The sequence below is a fragment of the Clostridium sp. LS3 genome (assembly GCF_055330225.1).
This window is the reverse complement of sequence record NZ_CM143921.1, coordinates 2,661,277-2,679,154: the sequence shown is the minus strand read 5'-3', so window position 1 is coordinate 2,679,154 and position 17,878 is coordinate 2,661,277. Positions and strand designations below refer to the sequence as shown.

Genomic DNA, 17,878 nt, shown 5'->3' with positions numbered 1-17,878 from the left:
ATTTATTCTATTATGTTTGATGCCTTTTCCTCAGTATCTTTTGGAGCAATATTATTAGAAGTAGGAATTACATTAGTATCTTTATTGACGAAATTATTTAATACATTTGCTAAATCTACACCTGTTAAACTTTTTAACACTTCAAAGCCATTAGCAGCAACGTCAGTTACAATTTTAGAAACTTTTGATGCTCCTTGGCTACCACCATTATCTATTACTGTTAATTTATCTATTTGCTCTAATGGGCTTGCTACTTCTTTCATTACATCTGGCAATTTATTTACTATCATTTCAACTATTGCAGCTTCACCATATTTAGCCATTGCCTCAGCTAATCTGTCTTTTGCTTCAGCTTCGGCAATTCCTCTAGCCTTAATAGCCTCAGCCTCAGCTAAACCTTTAGCTCTTATTGCTTCAGCATCAGCTTGAGCTTGTATTTTTTTAGCATCAGCTTCAGCTATTGCTCTTACTCTTATTGCTTCAGCATCAGCTTCTGCTTGTCTAATTGCTTGTATTTTATGTGCTTCTGCAGCAACTTCAACTTCATACTTTTTAGCATCAGCAGGCTTCTTTACTTCTGCTATTAATTTTTTTTCTACAACTAAAGCTTCTTTTTCAGCAAGTTCAGCTTGTTGTTCAGCTAAAATTGAATTATTCTCAACTTCTTGCAATTTATAGGCAACGTCTGCATTTGCTTTTGCCTTGTCCTGTTCAGCTCTAAAGGATTCTAGTTTGATTTTTTTGTCTCTTTCACTTTGAGCAATTTGAGTTTCAGCTTCTAGTTTTGCTTTTTGACCTTCTCTTGTTGCACTTGCAGTTTTAATTTCCGTATCTCTTTTTCTTTCAGCTTCTGCTATGTCTGCTTCAGATTTTGCTGCTGCTATTTGAGGCTTGGCTCTATTTTCTAAGTAGCCTCCTTGAGTACTTATCTTTAAGATAGTATAAGATATCAGAACTAATCCCATTGATCCTAATTCATTTCTTATATCATCTTCAATTCTTTGTTCAAATGAAGCTCTATCTTCATTTATTTGTTCAACAGTTAAAGTAGATATAATACCTCTTAACTTACCTTCTAATATTTGCTCTACTATAGTTCTTATTACGGTTACTGTATTTTTTTCTCCACCATTACAGAATTGTTCTACTGCTTTTAATACGCTTTCATTATCACTTTTAACTTTTACAACTGCTGTACCAACTATATTTACAAATATACCTTGCTTCGCAGGTGCTTCATTTACATCTGTTGTCATTGAAATATTTTCTAGTGAAATAGTAGAAGATGTTTCTAATACGGGAATCATCAATCCCCCTCTTCCAACTAAAACTCTTTTTCTAAGTCCTGTGATTACCATTGCTTTATCAGCAGGTACTCTTCTCCAAAAAGATAGAAAGACTATTAATACTACAATTACAATAATTATTATTGGAAGTGCATTTAATAATTTTTCAAGTAAAATATTCATTATTATTTCCCCCTTGTATAAATTTAGATTAATTCTACACTTATATTTTATCATAAATTTTTCATTATTATGAAATATTTACAAAGATTTTTTGCTACATAAACCTAAAACAATTTATATATATATTGGTAAAATATGTTTTTAAATGTAGGTATATATTGTATAATAAATATAAAAAAGTCGCCAAGGCGAGTTTGTTGAGCCATTGACTTTTTTAGCGCATGTGCATTTCTGAAGCTTGTCTGAGGAAAATCTTGCACGCGCACTATATTCATATTTTTACTATTTAGGAGATAACTTTAATAACTAAATATCTTACAATAGTTATTTATAATAAACATAAAAATATAATTTCCTAAAGAGTAAAAAATTAAGTATATTAGGAGAATATTTATGATAGGAGCAATTTTAATATTAATACTTTTATTAACTATTTATAATGTTATTTTTTATATTCCTAATAAGCTAAAAGCTCAGGATGAAAAAATATCATTACACTTTAAAGAATTATATATTCGATTAAATAGACTTGAAAAGATGATTAAAGACAATTCAAATGAAGTGGAGTGATAGAAAATTAAAAATAATGACTTATGCATAATATTGAAGATAGTTTTATGTTTATATATTAGCTGGACAAGTGTAGAGCTTAATAAATTAAGTTTAGCAGTTGTAGTTATTATATTAATTTATATAATAACTACATTTATTAGAAGGGTTTTATATAATAAATACAGATTTTCATCTGAGATGTTAACTATATTAGAGGTTTTACTTTCACTTTTATTTACCTTGAGATATATTGAATTTGGAGTTTTAATGATAAGCTTAAGTATGGCTGAGTATTTTATAAGTGAAAAGAAAAGAGTTGTATTAGGGATAATTTTAGCTAGTACTCCTTTATTTTTAGTACTTAAGTATCAGGAATTCAGTGATATAATTATGATTTTAGTTATTATATTAATAGCAATAATAAAGGATAACAGTCAATGTAGTAAACTTAAAAGAGTTGAGGATATAGAAGAAAAACAACGAAAGTCTATAAATAAACTTCAAGACAAATTAGCTAAAGAAAGATATATACAAGATCAAATTCTTCATACAGCAAGACTTGAAGAAAGAAATAAAATATCTACAAGACTTCATGATAAGATAGGCCATACTATTTCAGGAACCCTACTTCAGCTAGAAGCTATTAAACTTATAATAGATACAGATAAAGAAAATGCATACGTTATGTTAGATTCATGCACCGAAAATTTAAGAGCTGGAATGGAAGAGATAAGAATGGCTCTGAGAAATATTAAGCCTGCAGAGGAAGAACTAGGTATTAATAGAATTAAAAAAATACTAGATGAGAAAATAAAAGGGACAAGCATTAAGGGAAAAGTAAATTACATAGGAGATTTAGATAAGATATCTTCAAGAATATGGTTATTGTTTATACAAGCTATAACTGAACTTACAACTAATTCAATTAAATATTCTAGAGGAGATTTTATAACAATTAATATAGAGGTCTTAAAGAAATTTATAAAGTTAGAGGTAAAAGATAATGGAGAGGGCTGTAAGACGCTTAAAAAGGGAATAGGTCTTAGTAGTATAGAAGATAAAGTAAATAATATTGATGGAAAGTTTATTGTAAATTACCATAAAGAATTTGGGGTTATAATTTTAATTCCTTATTAACTAATAAGGGGGAACTAAAATGAGTATAAAGCTAGTACTAGCAGATGATGATGCTTTAATTAGAGAAAGTTTAAAGATCATTTTATCATCTCATAGTGAAATTGAAGTAGTAGGAGCATTTGAAAATGGAAAAGATGCAATTGAATTTTTATTAAATAATCATGTTGATATAGCATTGCTAGATGTTAGAATGCCTTTAATTAATGGAGTGATAGCAACTGGCGAAATATCTAGAAAAACAAATACGAAAGTAATTATTTTAACTACCTTTGATGAAGATGAATATATAAGGGACGGAATAAGAAATGGCGCTAAAGGTTATTTATTAAAAAATACTCATCCTAATAAAATAATAGAAACTATAAAAATGGTTAGTGAAGGAAATTGTGTTATTCAAGATGAAATTTTAATTAAGCTTAGCAGCAATTTAAATAAAGAAGAGATAAAAGAAAATAAATTAGATAAAAGTATATTTACTGAAAGAGAATTAGAAGTTATGAAAGCTATTTCAGAAGGATTAAATAATAAGGAAATTTCAAAATCTTTATATATATCAGAGGGGACAGTTAAAAATTATATAACCTCTATATTCCAAAAAACTGGACTAACACATAGAACTCAAATTGCAATTCATTATATAAAAGGAGAACAGTAGTCTATGTAAATTTATTTATTCCGCCGCTACGCTCCAAGTCAACATAAACTTACATAGACTACTTAAAAACTGAAGGAAATATATGACTTTTGTCATAGTTAAAAGATGACCTTTGCTAGATTCTCTAGAAGGGTCTTTTTTATATAATATTAGTAAAGATATATTAGGCATCTGAAAATAAATAACAAGTCAAAGATGAGAAGTATATTTTGAGTTAGACAAGGAAACAGGTTCCGTAGATAGTAGCACTATCTAAGGGTTCTGTTGACGCAGTATAACTCAAAATAGACGAGCATTCTGACTTATTTATTTTTTGAAGATGCCTTAAGGAGGAGAATATTATGGAAGTTATAGAAATAAAAGATTTAGTAAAAAAATATGAGGATAATATAGCAGTTGATAATATTAATTTAAAGATAGAAGAAGGAGAAATTTACGGAGTTTTAGGACCGAATGGAGCAGGTAAAAGTACAACTATAAGCATAATTTGTTCGCTTTTACACCCTACATCTGGTGAGATTAAGGTTTTAGGAGAGGATATAAGAAAAAACTCTTTAAAGGTAAGAAGATGTTTAGGACTAGTTCCACAAAATATTGCTATATATAGTGATTTTACAGCTTATGAAAATGTTAAATTCTTTGGAGAACTTTATGGGCTAAGAGGTAGCGAACTTAAGGAAGGTATAGAAAATTCATTGGAATTTACAGGACTTTTGGAGTTTAAAAATAAAAAAGCAAAGGATTTTTCAGGTGGTATGCTGAGAAGATTAAATATAGCTTGTGCGATAATTCATAAGCCTAAGATATTAATTATGGATGAGCCAACAGTAGGGATAGATCCTCAATCTAGAAATCATATAATGCAGTCTGTTAAAGAACTAAATAAAAAAGGTGTAACTATAGTTTATACAACTCACTATATGGAAGAAGCGGAGGCTTTATGTTCTAAAATTGCTATTATAGATCAAGGGAAAATAATAGTTGAGGGAACTAAAGAAGAGTTAAAGGATATGGTAAGTGACAAAAGAACTCTAAATATAGGGCTTGAGGATATTTATAAGATAAATATTGAATCTCTAAGAAATGTTGAAGGAGTTTTAGATATATCTATAAATGAAAATAACCTTATTATAGCTTCATCAAAAGAGGTAAACAATCTAGATAAGATAATAAAAGTAGTATCAGATCAAGAATTAAAAATAACGGATTTAGGTTTTAAAGAAATAACATTAGAAACAGTATTTTTATCTTTAACTGGGAAAAAGTTAAGGGATTAGGAGGAAAAATTATGATTCCTATAATAAAAGCAACAATTTTGCATTGTATAAGAGATAAAAAGAATCATTTATTTATGATATTTTTTCCGTTATTTTTAATACTATTGATTGGAAGTACATTATCATCATACTTTAATAAAGTGAACAACAAAGCTGTTTTGAATGAAACAATTATATGCTATTTAGATGAAGGTTCTGATAAAACTAAAGAAGTTTTAAATGCATTTAAGAATGCAAAATTAGATGATGAAGAGGATTTATCAATTACTTTCAAAGAGATAAGTGATATAGAGGAAGGAAAAAAAGAAGTAAGAATTAATAGAGCTGTATTGTTACATTTAAAGGGGGATACTATAGAGTTTTATTCTAATAGTCAATCTTTAATAAAGGCATCCTTTGTATATGGAGTATTAAATGGAATTTCTAATAAGTTTAATGCTATAATGGAGGTTTATAGTATAAATCCTAGTAAGGTTAATGAGATAGTTAAGATTGAAAACACTAAGAATTATATAGAAGAAGAAAATATTACTTTAAATGAAAAGCCAAGTTCAATGGATTATTATGGTGTGGCAGAAATAGGTCTTATGATATTTTATTTTGTAACATTACCTCTATATAATATTAAAAATGATAGAAGAAATAGTATAAAAGATAGAATAAGTTTATCAGGGGTATCTACGAGTAAATATTATCTATCATCATTTATTGGATTTTTCTTATATTCTTTTGGAACATTAATGGTAACTTATTTATTAAGTAATATTATTTTTGATATAAATTATGGTAAAAATTTATTAATAGTACCTTTGGCAATGTTACCATTTTTAACTATAGTAATTGGAGTAGGTATTGTAATACCAATGATTTTTAAAGAAGAAGAAATTTCAGGAACACTAATACAAAATATTATCATACCAGTTTTAGTATTCTTAGGTGGAGGATATATAGCATTAGATGACAACTTAGGTAGAGTATTAAATTTTATAACTAATATTTCTCCGTTGAGATGGTTCAATATAAGTATATTTAGATATATTTATTCAGGAGATTCATCAACTTTAATTAGATGGTTAGAAATTGGATTGATTAGTTTAATAATTACAATATTATTAATCTATATTGTAGGGAGAAGGAGTGATAGAATAAATGAAAAATATAATAGTATTAATTAAAAACAATTTAAAGATAGCTATAATAAAAAAGCCAATAGGGTTTATTATGTCTATTATTGCTCCTATTTTAATACTTTTGCTTATGTTAAATGTAATTAATATGAATTCAGGCTGTATAACAGTTGGCATTATCGATAATGATAGTTCAAAAACTAGCAAGGATATTCTAGATTCAATTAAGAATTATGAGGGATTTAATGTAAGGGAAATCCAACAAAATGAGAAGAAAGATTTATTTTCAGAAAATGCTATAAATGCAGTTATAGAAGTAACTAGTGGATTCGAAGATAGTCTATTGAAAGGTGACACAAACCAAATAAAGATTACTTCTGTAGAAAATGATGATGTTGGAATGATAATAAGAAACTTAGTAAATGAGCAAATGAGCAATATAAATAGTATTGCAATAGCAGCAGAAGGAAATAAAGAGGTATATTATAAATCTTTAGATAATTATAGTAATAATTCATATATAAAGCTAGAAAGAGAAAGTTTAAATGATTTACATGAAGAGTATTCTTTTAGTCAAACGTTTATTGGTTTTATAATAATGTTTATGCTTATAAGAGGAATGAGTACTTCATATAGAGTATTTAAGGAAAAGGAAGAAAATGTATATAATAGAATATTTATGGCTCCTATAAAGACATATGAATATTATGTTGCTGATGCAATAAGTGGATATATATCAATATTACTTCAAGTTAGTCTAAGTATTCTTGGTATAAAATTTCTTAAAGTACAAGTTGGAGTTAGCACTTTAGAATTATTTGCAATATTAAGCCTTGTAGGCCTTGTTTCAATTAGTCTTGCAATATGTTGTAGATCTTTTGCTAAAAATATAACTGAGGCTTCTAATATATTTAATTTTGCTAATATAATAATGGTAATGATAGGAGGAGCTTTTGTACCAATAGAAATAATGCCGCCTATAATAGAAAAAATATCATATTTTACTCCTGTTAGATGGGCTATTCAATCAATAATAGATATACAGCAAGGGGCAAGCTTTAATGAGATATATAAATATTTAATTATAATAGTATTATTTGCAGTAGCATTTTTTGTTATTGGAATCTATAAAACTTCTAAAGAAGAAAGAAAGCTTAGTATAAATTAATAATTTTGAGATATATAAAGTAGGAAGCTACACTAATGTGTAGCTTTTTTGTTAAAAGTTTACAGTTGGTAAAGTTTTATGGTAAAATACCTATAAAAGAGTTTAACTACTATCTTTGCATTTATCATTTAAATAATTAAATGATAAATGTATAAGGGAAAGGAAATTCTGATGAAAAAGGTAGTATTATATATAATTTTAAGTATTTTAATAGCAGTTAATATTTGGATAGTTATGTTATTGTTTAATGAATCTAATTTACTATCTAAGTTAAATTTCTATTTAGTTTGGATAGTATCTATTTTAATTGGGGTAATAACATTTATAGTATCTAGAAAATATAAAATTAATAAAAATATTGATATGATTATATTAGTAGTAACTATTGCTTCAATATTATTATTAACAATTATAGGAGGCACATTAATTATAACATCGGCTATTTATTAAGAAAAATAATAAAGTTTATAGGAGGAGAACTATGGAAATCTTTTTTTTGCTTCTATATATTACAATACCTATTTTAGCTCTATATTTTATAATAAGACTTGCAGTTAGTCATGCCATAAAGGATAATTTAGAAAATATTGAATCGGTTATGAAAAGAGCTATAAAGACGAGTATTAACGAAAAAGAGTGGAGAGAAAATAACTAATAAGAGGGGAGAAAATATGGAAATTAACTTGAGACTATTAAATAAATTAGATGTAAATGAATACTGGGAGGTAGGATTTGAAAATCCAGACCAAGAAATGTTTTATTATACTGGAACAACAAACTACCCTACAAAAGAAGAAATAGAATTATTTATTGAGAAATCTATAAATAATGGGGAGAGAAGACATTTACTAATATGTGATAATCATCAAATTCTTGGAGAAGTAGTACTTATGGATATAGATGATGAGTATAAATCATGTAGTTTTAGAATAGCTATATTCGATAAGGATAACTTTAGTAAGGGTATTGGATTAAAAGCAACTAAGAAAGCTTTAGAGATCGCATTTACAGAACTAAATTTAAATAGAGTTGAATTAGAAGTTTTTGATTATAATCCTCGTGCTAGAGCTATGTATGAAAAGGCAGGATTTAAATTTGAGGGAACAAAAAGAGAAGCTCTTTTTATAAATAATGAATTTCATGATGTGCATATGATGGCAATATTAAGTAAAGAATTTAAACATAATTAGAATTAATAAAATCAAATATAAAAAAATTATAGACAGCTTAATTATAAATATGGAGATAAGGAGACATTATCTTGAAATATAAAAATGCTATAAAAGAAATTAGAGGGATTTTTTTAACTATAATAGGGAGCAGCATAATAGTAACCGTAGTAAATACAAAGGCTTTAGCTAGTGCTAAGGTTCAGCAGGAATCTATGGAAAATACACTATATAATAACGAAAAACTTATAGTTGATAAATTAAGTTACAATTTTACAGAGCCTAAAAGAGGAGATATTATAATATTTTTTGATAACGGAGAAAAAGGTAACATATTTGAAGAAAGCTATGAATACTTAAAAGAAGTAGCTTCAGTTTCATATAATACTGATACAAGAACAAGACTTGTTAAAAGAGTAATTGGAATACCTGGAGATGAAATAGATATAAAAGATGGATATGTATATTTAAATGGTGAAAAGTTAGAAGAAACATACGCTAAGGGTACGACCTATAGTAAAGATACTGTACTTTCAGTTAAGGTAAAAGAGGGAACTTTATTTGTATTAGGAGATAATAGAGAGGTAAGTAAAGATAGTAGAGAGTTTGGACTTATTAATATTAATCAAGTTGAAGGAAAAGCAGTATTTAGATTATCACCATTAAATAGATTTGGATTTCTAGAATAAAAAGTGGATTTTTCCACTTTTTTATTATGTTTTATTTTAATTATTGCAAATGTATTAAGATTATAAAATTATGTTTAAGTTACAGATTTATTTATATATAATTAAAATTACTATAATTTTCAAGGAAATTAATATTACGAAGGATATTGTGAGAAAAGAAGTTAGAAATAATGAAGAAATACCTTATGTATTCAAAAATAATATTCAAGGATGTGATATGGGTTGGATACTCAAATTATAATTGTTTTAATATTAAACTTTATAATTTCATTAATTGGAACATTAGCCTATTCAGTTAGGTTAGTAGGTGTTAGAACTGGTAAGATAGCTGTTACCTTTGCAGTTTTTAATGTATTGATGCTTGTTTCTAGAACAGCATTAACGTTTCAAACTCCTTTATTAACAAAATTTGTAGAAAGTAATCCTAGTAGTGGAGATTTAATGACTATATTTAATTTAATAATTATAGTTTCAGGAATTGCAAGTATAGCTGGAGCTTTTTTAATACCAACTTTTCAACAAATGTTTAGTAAGGCAGTAAATCATTTTTCAGTAGAAAGATCTATCCCTAAACTTATTATCCATAGTGTTTCAAAAAATGGTATAAAGTATATGAAAGATAGTATAGCAATTCCAGTAAAAGAAAGTTTAACAAGTATAGATTACAGAAGACTTCCTAAGAAGATCTTATTTTATAATTTTATTTCTGTAGCTATTATTACGGCAGGAGCCTTTGCACCAATATATGCAGCAAGTATAGCTCCAGAGCTTAGAATGACTTGTTTATCTTTATCACCAATAATTAATGGAACAGCAACAATACTTACATCAATTTTTATTGATCCACATTTATCTATTATGACTGATGATGTTGTAGATGGTAAATGTAGTGTAGAAGATTTTAGGGCTTGTGTTATAGCTATGGTAGGAAGTAAAGTTGTAGGTACCTTCGTAGCGTTGGTATTATTTGTACCAGCATCATATTTAATTGCTTTTGTAGCTAATTTTATATAAGGTGAGTGAAGAGGAAATGGAGAATAATGAAACTTTTAAAGTTAGTAATATATTGCTTTTGATTTTAGGACTTTTTTGTGCAAAATTATGGGCATATCTATTAAGAGATATAAATATTCCTGAATTTTTTAAGTGGCTTACAGGTATTATAGTAATATTAACTATAATTTTTTCTATAAATAAAATCTATATAGTTATAAATCAAAAGAAAAAATAACTTTAATAGTTTATGTATTCTTATTTAATAAAAATTAAGAATATATTCAAAATTAAGAAGTGGGAAGAAGTTTAAAAATAAGCATGAAATTAAGAACATGAAATTAAGAATAGGTAATAAATATCTTTATATAATAAAAATATTTATTACCTATTAATTTTTATAGAAGTTAAAGTATATTAATTTATTCGTGTTATTGTGTAGCCTTTTTCTTCTAATAATTTTAATATGTTATCATCACCGATAAAATGGCCAGAACCAACTGCGACGGTATGTTTTTTATCATCTCTAATTAATTCATCTATTTTATTTGCCATATCAATGTTTCTATCAGTAATCATTATTTTATAAACTTCTGGGTTATCACTTTTAATCTTATTATTTGATTCTTCAATAAATTCAATATCACCATTTTTATAGGCATTAAGAGAATTTATTGCATAATCAACTTCCTTATCTATATTAGAATCAGAGTAATTATTTATATACTCTTTTATATAATTCCAAGTAAAAGTTTTATTTCCAGCAATAATTTGTGAATCAACTCCCTCCAGTTCATTTATAACTATAGTATCTCTGGCAGCGTTATGTTGCTTCATTTCATTAATCATTAATAAATCTAATCCATTTCCAAGTATACCAGCTTTAGCACAACATAGTTTAGTTAATAAGCTACACAAAGATGGGGGATTTAAATATTTAATACTATCTATATTTAAATTGGGACTTAAAGATTTAAATATAGAAGATAATTTTTCAGTTTCACTTTCAGTTAAATAATTATCTATAGTTTCACCGTTTTTTAAATATCCAGATGATTGAGCTTTTTCGATAGTTTCTTTTTCAGATAAATCGAGTTCTACAGATAATACATCAGTTTCATCAATTATTTTTTTAATATCATCATTTAAAAAATTAATTTTATTGTCACCAATATGCATAGTTCCAACTAAAGTTACACTATTAGTTCCATTAGTAGCCTCCCAAATATACCCCCTAGCAGTTTCTTTTTCAATAGCTTTATTATTATTATCACATGCAACTGATATAGATATGAAGAAAGTAATAAGAAAGAAACAAAGAAAATTTTTCAGTTTTAAAATACTTCTCATATATTTTACCTCCTTAAAGTAATTTATTTTATGTTAAACTATATTTTACCATAAATGGTTTTATATTCATAGGAGACTTTATATAATATAACTTACTATATAAGTACTTATAAATTTTTTTAGTAAATTACTATTAAGAGTTTATATTATAGTTTATTATGTTAAAATTAGAAAAAATAAGCTAGTCAAATTGTATTATTAATATTTATGTAAATAATATAGAAATAGGAGAATATTATTATGAAGAGAAAAGTTGTATTATATATTGCAGTAAGCTTAGATGGATATATGTCAAGAAAAAATGGTGATGTAGATTTGCTATAAGATGATGGAGTATCTTTATTTAAATAAAATAGTCTAGAAATAAAATTTAAATTATTAGAAAGTAAAATTTTTAATAGAGTAGTAAAAAAACACTACATAAAAAAGATAATATCTAGCTAAAGATCGATATTTTAGGTTATAATTAAAATATAAATTTTAGGAGGGATACTTATGATAAATAAAATAGGTAAAATAACTATATACGTTAATGATCAAGAAAAGGCAAAAGAATTTTGGACTAAAAAATTAAATTTTGTAGTTAAATTTGAGCAAGCTATGGGGCCAAATATGAAATGGATAGAAGTAGGTCCAAGTGAAGATGAATTCACAACTTTTGTTTTATATAATAAAGAGTTAATGAAAGCTCAAAATCCACAAGCAAATGTAGAACATCCATCAATAATACTAAGCACTAGTAATATTGAAGAAACATATAACAAAATTAAAGGAAATGAAGTTAAAGTTGGAGAACTTATGAAAATGCCATACGGTTCTATGTTTTCTTTCTTTGATGAAGATGGAAATCAATATTTAGTAAGAGAAGATTAGAGGTTTATAAATAAGGCTTATTATAATTAAATATGATAAGCCTTATTTAATTTTACTTTCAAAATATATTATGTATAGTTTTTAAATTTATTATATAATATTAATAGGTAAAATATAGTATAGATATTAAATGGAGGTATAAAAATGAAAAATGCAGAATATTACATAGAAAGTTTAAACATGACTTCACATGTAGAAGGTGGATATTTTAAAGAATCATTTTTATCAAATGATGAAGTAAGAAAAGATAAAAAACTATGGAGTAGTATATATTTTCTTTTAAAGACAGGTGAAGTATCAAACTTTCATAGATTAAAATCTGATGAATTATGGTATTATCATGATGGTGAAGCACTTACTATTTATATGATAAGCCCGGAAGGAGAACTTATAGCAAAACAGCTTGGTATTAATATAGAAAATGGAGAAGTTCCACAGGTATTAGTTCCAAAAGGATATATATTTGGATCTGCAATGAACAATGATGGGTTTGCTTTAGTTGGATGCATGGTTGCACCAGCATTTGAATTTGATGACTTTGAATTGTTTGAAAGAAAAGAGCTTTTAAACTTATATCCAGAGCATGAAGAAACAATATTGAAGCTTACTAGAGAAACAAATAATAATTAATATTTTAACGTTTAAAAGTTATTATAAAGAGAAAGAAAATTATAATAATATTAAAACTAAATGTAAGTCAGTAACTCCAATTATTAATTATATAAAGAATTATCTAAAAAGTGATAAATTTATCTTATTATGAGGTAAGTTTATTACTTTTTTTCTTATAATATATACATAAACTGTAATTATATGGTATAATATGCCTCGGAGTTTATTGAAAATTGGAGAAGTGAAAGAGATGAAGTCTAAAAAACTTATTTATATTATTATTGCAATAGTTATAGTATCGGGAGGAATTATAACAATAAATAGATTTATTGATAGGTTTTATATAGGAAATAATAGAAAAAGTATTTATACAGATAATTCAAAAATAGTAGCATTAAATGATAATTACTCTTATTTATATAAGAGAGGAATAAATGAAAAAGGATATACTAATATGTCCTTTAAGTTTTCAGGGATGGAGACTATTTGGGAAATTAGTTCTAAAAATGATTCAACAATAGATATAGAATTTGATTCTAAAATAGAATCTGGAAAATTTAAAGTAGTATTAATAGATCCAAATGATAATGTTATAAAAGTTTTAGAGCAATCTCAAGAAGGTAGGAGCAAATTTGATATAAAAAAAGGGAATAGTAGAATTAAAATAATAGGAAGTGATTGTAAAGGTAAACTAAAAATAAATATAACTACAAATGAGGAAGAAGATGTAGATATAGTAGATGGTTACTAACGGGAGTAGTTATCTTTACTTTTCCTTTACTTGAAGAAAAATCTATTGAATTATTAGAGTAGCATTAATCTATTTAAGGAATAATAAAAATATAATTTTTATAAGTAGGTGATGTTATGAAAAAATTAATAGGTATGGTTCTAATAATAGTTTCATTTCTGAATTTAGCATTGTGTAAGACATACAGTTTAACTTTAGATGATAATGAATATAAAAACAATATTAAAAGAGATTTATTAGTGTTAATGGTAGCTTATGAAGATGAAATAGAAGATATAGAGGTGTCACAGGATTCTTTTGTTTATTTAATACTTAAGAATGGAAAAAAAGTACTATATGATGATAAAAAGGAAAAAGGAAAAGAAGAGAAGATTTCAAATGCAGATATTCAAGATACTTTAGAAATAATATACCCTTTAAATAGTATTGATTCAGTTTTAGATAATATAGATCCAGGAAGAGGAAGATCCTATTCTTTTCTTAATGCTATCTATGGAAGCAATAGAAACGAAATAGAAAAAAACCTATCTAATTTCTCAACAGGATGTGGAAATATAATGTTTAATAAAAACGCTAAAGCAGGTGAATCTCTTAAAAAATCTTTAAATGGAGCTAAGGAGTTAATATCTAGAGATGGATATGTAAGTAGTTATGTATTTCCCATAAACGGTACATATAATTATAGAGTTATTCAAGATACAGGAAGACTTAGTCCACATGCTTATGGAATTGCAATAGACTTAAATAGAAACAATGCAGATTATTGGAAATGGGTAGACAAGGCTAAAGGTAGTAAAAGAATAGAAGGATATCCTAAAGAGTTAGTAAAGATATTTGAGGACAATGGATTTGTTTGGGGTGGTAAATGGTCACACTTTGATATATTACATTTTGAATATAGGCCAGAAGTAATATTAAAGAGTAAGTATTTTGGGGATTTATCAAAACTAAATGAAGGGAAATGGTATGAAGGCGTCCCTATAGATGAAAAAATCGAAAGAATTATAAAAATTATAGATTGCAAAATAATCTGATGTCATGCAAAGCATGACATTTTTTTTGAAATAAATTATATTAACCATAGCCATAAAACAAGAATAAATTAAGATACATGTAATTTAATGATGATTGTTTAAAAAAATGAGAACTTATAAAAATGCAATTAAAAATATTTTATTGTATAATTAAAAAATGAGCGATTAAGAAAAGATAAAATATTGAGTTTTTAGAACTTTTAAGGGGAGTAGATTTGTTAAATGAAAGTTATTAAAAGAGATGGAAGTATAGTTGAGTTCGACAAGGGGAAAATAAGGGATGCTATTTCTAAAGCAATGAAGAATGGAAGTGGTATTTACTTAGCTGATATAGCAAAGCTTATAGCTAGTGATGCTGAAAAATATTTTAGCAAGCAAGGAGATACCCCAACTATACATAAAATAGAGTCTTATGTTTATGATAGATTAGTTCATTATGGACAAATCGTAACGGCTAAGTCATACGAAGGATATAGAGCAGTACAAGAATTTAAAAGAAATACAAATACAACAGATGAAAGTATATTAAGTCTTTTAAATAAAACAAATGAAGATGTTATAAAGGAAAACTCAAATAAAAATTCAGTTATAGCAGCGACGCAAAGAGATTTAATTGCAGGTGAAGTTTCAAAAGATATATCAAGAAGAAGACTTATACCAACTCATATTGTTCAAGCGCATGATGAAGGAATAATACACTGGCATGATATGGACTATACTCTTTCTAATATTTTTAATTGTTGTTTAATTAATTTAGAAGATATGTTAAATAACGGTACAGTTATAAATGATAAATTAGTAGAAACACCAAAATCTTTTAGCACAGCATGTACTGTTACTACTCAAATAATGGCTCAAGTTGCGAGTAATCAATTTGGGGGTCAAAGTATAACAATAAAGCATCTTGCTAAATTTTTAAGAGTTACCGAAGAAAAAACATATAAAATGTATTTAGAAAAATATAACAATGAAGAGCTTGCAAGAGATTTAGCTAAAGATATGAAGCTTAAAGAGTTAAGAGATGGTGTTCAAACCATAAGATATCAATTATCTACCTTACAAACAACAAATGGACAGGCTCCTTTTAGTACAATTTATCTAGAGATTGAAGAAGGTAATGAATACGAAGAAGAAATGGCTTTAATTTGTGAAGAAATGATAAAGCAAAGATTAGAAGGAATGAAGAATTATAAAGGTCAAGAAATAGGAGAAGCCTTCCCAAAGCTTGTTTATTTACTTGATGAACATAATTGCCTAGAAGGTGGAAAATACGATTATATAACTAAATTAGCTGCAAAATGTACAGCAAGAAGACTTGTTCCAGACTATCAATCAGCTAAAATTATGAGAATGAATTATGAAGGAAATACTTTTCCACCAATGGGATGTAGATCACATTTAAGCCCATGGAAAGATGAAGAAGGTAATTATAAGTGGTATGGTAGATTTAACCAAGGCGTAATTAGTTTAAACTTACCTCAAATTGGAATAATAGCAGATGGAGATATGGAATTATTTTGGGATATGCTAAATCAAAGATTAGAGCTTTGTAAAGAAGCACTTTTAACTAGACATAATATGCTTCTTGGAACTTCCTCAGATGTATCTCCAATTCATTGGCAACATGGTGCAATAGCAAGGTTAGAAAAAGAAGAGAATATTGATAAATTACTTAAAGATGGATATTCTACATTATCATTAGGTTATGTAGGTATATATGAAATGGCGCAAGCTATGCTTGGAGAAAGTCATACAACCAAAGAAGGAGAAAAGTTTGCATTAGATGTAATGAATCATATGAATAATGCTTGCCAAAAGTGGAAAAAAGAAACTGGCTTAGGGTTTAGTTTATATGGAACACCAGCAGAAAATTTAATATATAGATTTTGCAGATTAGATAGAAGTAAATTTGGTATGATTCCAAATGTAACAGATAAGTTATATTATACTAATTCTTATCATGTTCACGTATGTGAAGAAATTGATGCATTTAGTAAATTAAAATTTGAATCTCAATTCCATAATATAAGTTTAGGTGGGTGTATTTCTTATATTGAAGTTCCTGATATGAGTAAAAACTTAGATGCTATAGAACAGATAATTAACTTTATATATCATAATATTCAATATGCAGAAATAAATACGAAGCCTGATGTATGTTATAAGTGCGGATACACAGGTGAAATAAAACTAGATGATAATTTAAAGTGGCATTGTCCATCTTGTGGAAATAAAGATGAAGCTGAAATGCAAGTAATGAGAAGAACTTGTGGATATATAGGAACTAATTTCTGGAATAAGGGCAGAACTGCTGAGATTGGAGACAGAGTTCTTCATTTATAATTAATAATGATCCCCCTAAAGTAAAAAAGCATATTTATAAATATGTTATTTATTTTAGGGGGAAAAATTAAACTAGTTTTTAGGTTTAAGGGGATGCTAGAATGAATTATGCTAAAATAAGAAAATTTGATGTTAGCAATGGACCTAACATAAGAACAACTTTGTTTGTAAGCGGATGTACTAATAATTGCGAGGGTTGTTTTAATAAAGAATTACAGAATTTTAATTACGGTAATAAGTGGACAAAAGAAGTAGAAAATGAGTTTATAGAATATATAAAAGATCCTAATGTAAAAGGGGTAAATATATTAGGTGGAGAACCTATGGATCAAATCCATGATAGAGATTTAATTAATTTACTAAAGAGAATAAAAGAAGAAACTGGGAAGAGTATTTGGCTATGGTCAGGATATTTATACGAAGATATAATAAAAGATAATAATAGAAGAGAAATTTTATCTCTAGTTGATATTATAGTAGATGGTAGATTTGAAATAGATAAAAGGGATATATCTTTAAGATATAGAGGATCAAGTAACCAAAGAGTAATAGATGTTTTGCAGAGTATTAAGAATAATAAAGTAATAGAAATAGAACTTTAAATTTATTATTAAATAATAAAGGGCATTTAGTTTGATAAAGATAATTTTGCTAAATGTCTATTTTTTTATTTTAGGAA

20 protein-coding genes are annotated in these 17,878 nt (G+C 26.6%); 18 read left to right on the top strand and 2 right to left on the bottom strand.

Annotated elements, in window-relative coordinates; translation table 11 throughout:
• Nucleotides 1-2: 2 nt before the first annotated feature.
• The gene (locus tag ACZJV1_RS12580; protein ID WP_463650341.1) at nucleotides 3-1,469 is read right to left on the bottom strand and encodes a flotillin family protein; all 1,467 of its coding nucleotides are present in this window, start codon (nucleotides 1,467-1,469) and stop codon (nucleotides 3-5) included.
• Nucleotides 1,470-1,862: 393 nt separating this feature from the next.
• Between ACZJV1_RS12580 and ACZJV1_RS12575 the strand changes: the two genes are divergently transcribed.
• The 12 genes from ACZJV1_RS12575 to ACZJV1_RS12520 all read left to right on the top strand — a co-directional run bounded on the left by ACZJV1_RS12575 (nucleotide 1,863) and on the right by ACZJV1_RS12520 (nucleotide 10,474).
• Nucleotides 1,863-2,039, top strand: a complete 177-nt coding sequence (locus tag ACZJV1_RS12575; RefSeq protein ID WP_463650340.1) for a hypothetical protein — start codon at nucleotides 1,863-1,865, stop codon at nucleotides 2,037-2,039.
• 33 nt (nucleotides 2,040-2,072) lie between these two features.
• A complete protein-coding gene (locus ACZJV1_RS12570) occupies nucleotides 2,073-3,158 on the top strand; it encodes a sensor histidine kinase (protein WP_463650339.1) in 1,086 nt (361 codons plus the stop codon).
• Between the two features lie 19 nt (nucleotides 3,159-3,177).
• On the top strand, nucleotides 3,178-3,813 hold the full coding sequence (locus ACZJV1_RS12565; RefSeq protein WP_463650338.1) for a response regulator transcription factor: 636 nt from the start codon (nucleotides 3,178-3,180) through the stop codon (nucleotides 3,811-3,813).
• A gap of 341 nt (nucleotides 3,814-4,154) precedes the next feature.
• Nucleotides 4,155-5,090 carry an ABC transporter ATP-binding protein gene (locus tag ACZJV1_RS12560; RefSeq protein ID WP_463650337.1) on the top strand — a complete coding sequence of 312 codons (936 nt, stop codon included), beginning with the start codon at nucleotides 4,155-4,157 and terminating at the stop codon, nucleotides 5,088-5,090.
• An 11-nt stretch (nucleotides 5,091-5,101) separates the two neighbouring features.
• Entirely contained in the window at nucleotides 5,102-6,265 is a 1,164-nt protein-coding gene (locus tag ACZJV1_RS12555; RefSeq protein WP_463650336.1) for an ABC transporter permease, read from the top strand.
• Entirely contained in the window at nucleotides 6,240-7,385 is a 1,146-nt protein-coding gene (locus ACZJV1_RS12550) for an ABC transporter permease (protein WP_463650335.1), read from the top strand. The genes ACZJV1_RS12555 and ACZJV1_RS12550 overlap by 26 nt, the downstream gene beginning before the upstream one ends.
• A gap of 171 nt (nucleotides 7,386-7,556) precedes the next feature.
• On the top strand, nucleotides 7,557-7,835 hold the full coding sequence (locus ACZJV1_RS12545) for a hypothetical protein (RefSeq protein ID WP_411168237.1): 279 nt from the start codon (nucleotides 7,557-7,559) through the stop codon (nucleotides 7,833-7,835).
• A 31-nt stretch (nucleotides 7,836-7,866) separates the two neighbouring features.
• Nucleotides 7,867-8,040, top strand: coding sequence for a hypothetical protein (locus ACZJV1_RS12540; protein WP_411168236.1), 174 nt, complete (start codon nucleotides 7,867-7,869; stop codon nucleotides 8,038-8,040).
• A gap of 16 nt (nucleotides 8,041-8,056) precedes the next feature.
• Nucleotides 8,057-8,575, top strand: a complete 519-nt coding sequence (locus ACZJV1_RS12535) for a GNAT family N-acetyltransferase (RefSeq protein WP_463650334.1) — start codon at nucleotides 8,057-8,059, stop codon at nucleotides 8,573-8,575.
• Nucleotides 8,576-8,646: 71 nt separating this feature from the next.
• On the top strand, nucleotides 8,647-9,243 hold the full coding sequence (gene lepB, locus ACZJV1_RS12530) for a signal peptidase I (RefSeq protein WP_463650333.1): 597 nt from the start codon (nucleotides 8,647-8,649) through the stop codon (nucleotides 9,241-9,243).
• A 222-nt stretch (nucleotides 9,244-9,465) separates the two neighbouring features.
• Entirely contained in the window at nucleotides 9,466-10,257 is a 792-nt protein-coding gene (locus tag ACZJV1_RS12525) for a lipid II flippase Amj family protein (RefSeq protein ID WP_463650332.1), read from the top strand.
• A gap of 16 nt (nucleotides 10,258-10,273) precedes the next feature.
• On the top strand, nucleotides 10,274-10,474 hold the full coding sequence (locus ACZJV1_RS12520; RefSeq protein ID WP_411168232.1) for a hypothetical protein: 201 nt from the start codon (nucleotides 10,274-10,276) through the stop codon (nucleotides 10,472-10,474).
• Between the two features lie 179 nt (nucleotides 10,475-10,653).
• On the opposite strand, the gene ACZJV1_RS12515 is transcribed toward ACZJV1_RS12520, so the two are convergent.
• A complete protein-coding gene (locus ACZJV1_RS12515) occupies nucleotides 10,654-11,586 on the bottom strand; it encodes a TraB/GumN family protein (RefSeq protein ID WP_463650331.1) in 933 nt (310 codons plus the stop codon).
• Nucleotides 11,587-12,081: 495 nt separating this feature from the next.
• Here ACZJV1_RS12515 and ACZJV1_RS12510 point away from each other — a divergent pair, with 495 nt between their 5' ends.
• The 6 genes from ACZJV1_RS12510 to nrdG all read left to right on the top strand — a co-directional run bounded on the left by ACZJV1_RS12510 (nucleotide 12,082) and on the right by nrdG (nucleotide 17,801).
• Nucleotides 12,082-12,459 (top strand): VOC family protein, encoded by a 378-nt coding sequence (locus ACZJV1_RS12510; RefSeq protein ID WP_411168230.1) that lies wholly within the window; start codon nucleotides 12,082-12,084, stop codon nucleotides 12,457-12,459.
• Between the two features lie 144 nt (nucleotides 12,460-12,603).
• Nucleotides 12,604-13,089 (top strand): cupin domain-containing protein, encoded by a 486-nt coding sequence (locus ACZJV1_RS12505; protein WP_411168229.1) that lies wholly within the window; start codon nucleotides 12,604-12,606, stop codon nucleotides 13,087-13,089.
• Between the two features lie 232 nt (nucleotides 13,090-13,321).
• Nucleotides 13,322-13,822, top strand: coding sequence for a hypothetical protein (locus ACZJV1_RS12500; protein ID WP_411168228.1), 501 nt, complete (start codon nucleotides 13,322-13,324; stop codon nucleotides 13,820-13,822).
• A 116-nt stretch (nucleotides 13,823-13,938) separates the two neighbouring features.
• Nucleotides 13,939-14,856 (top strand): M15 family metallopeptidase, encoded by a 918-nt coding sequence (locus ACZJV1_RS12495; RefSeq protein ID WP_463650330.1) that lies wholly within the window; start codon nucleotides 13,939-13,941, stop codon nucleotides 14,854-14,856.
• Nucleotides 14,857-15,078: 222 nt separating this feature from the next.
• Nucleotides 15,079-17,199 carry an anaerobic ribonucleoside-triphosphate reductase gene (gene nrdD / locus ACZJV1_RS12490; RefSeq protein ID WP_463650329.1) on the top strand — a complete coding sequence of 707 codons (2,121 nt, stop codon included), beginning with the start codon at nucleotides 15,079-15,081 and terminating at the stop codon, nucleotides 17,197-17,199.
• A 101-nt stretch (nucleotides 17,200-17,300) separates the two neighbouring features.
• Entirely contained in the window at nucleotides 17,301-17,801 is a 501-nt protein-coding gene (gene nrdG / locus ACZJV1_RS12485; RefSeq protein ID WP_463650328.1) for an anaerobic ribonucleoside-triphosphate reductase activating protein, read from the top strand.
• Nucleotides 17,802-17,878 lie beyond the last annotated feature (77 nt).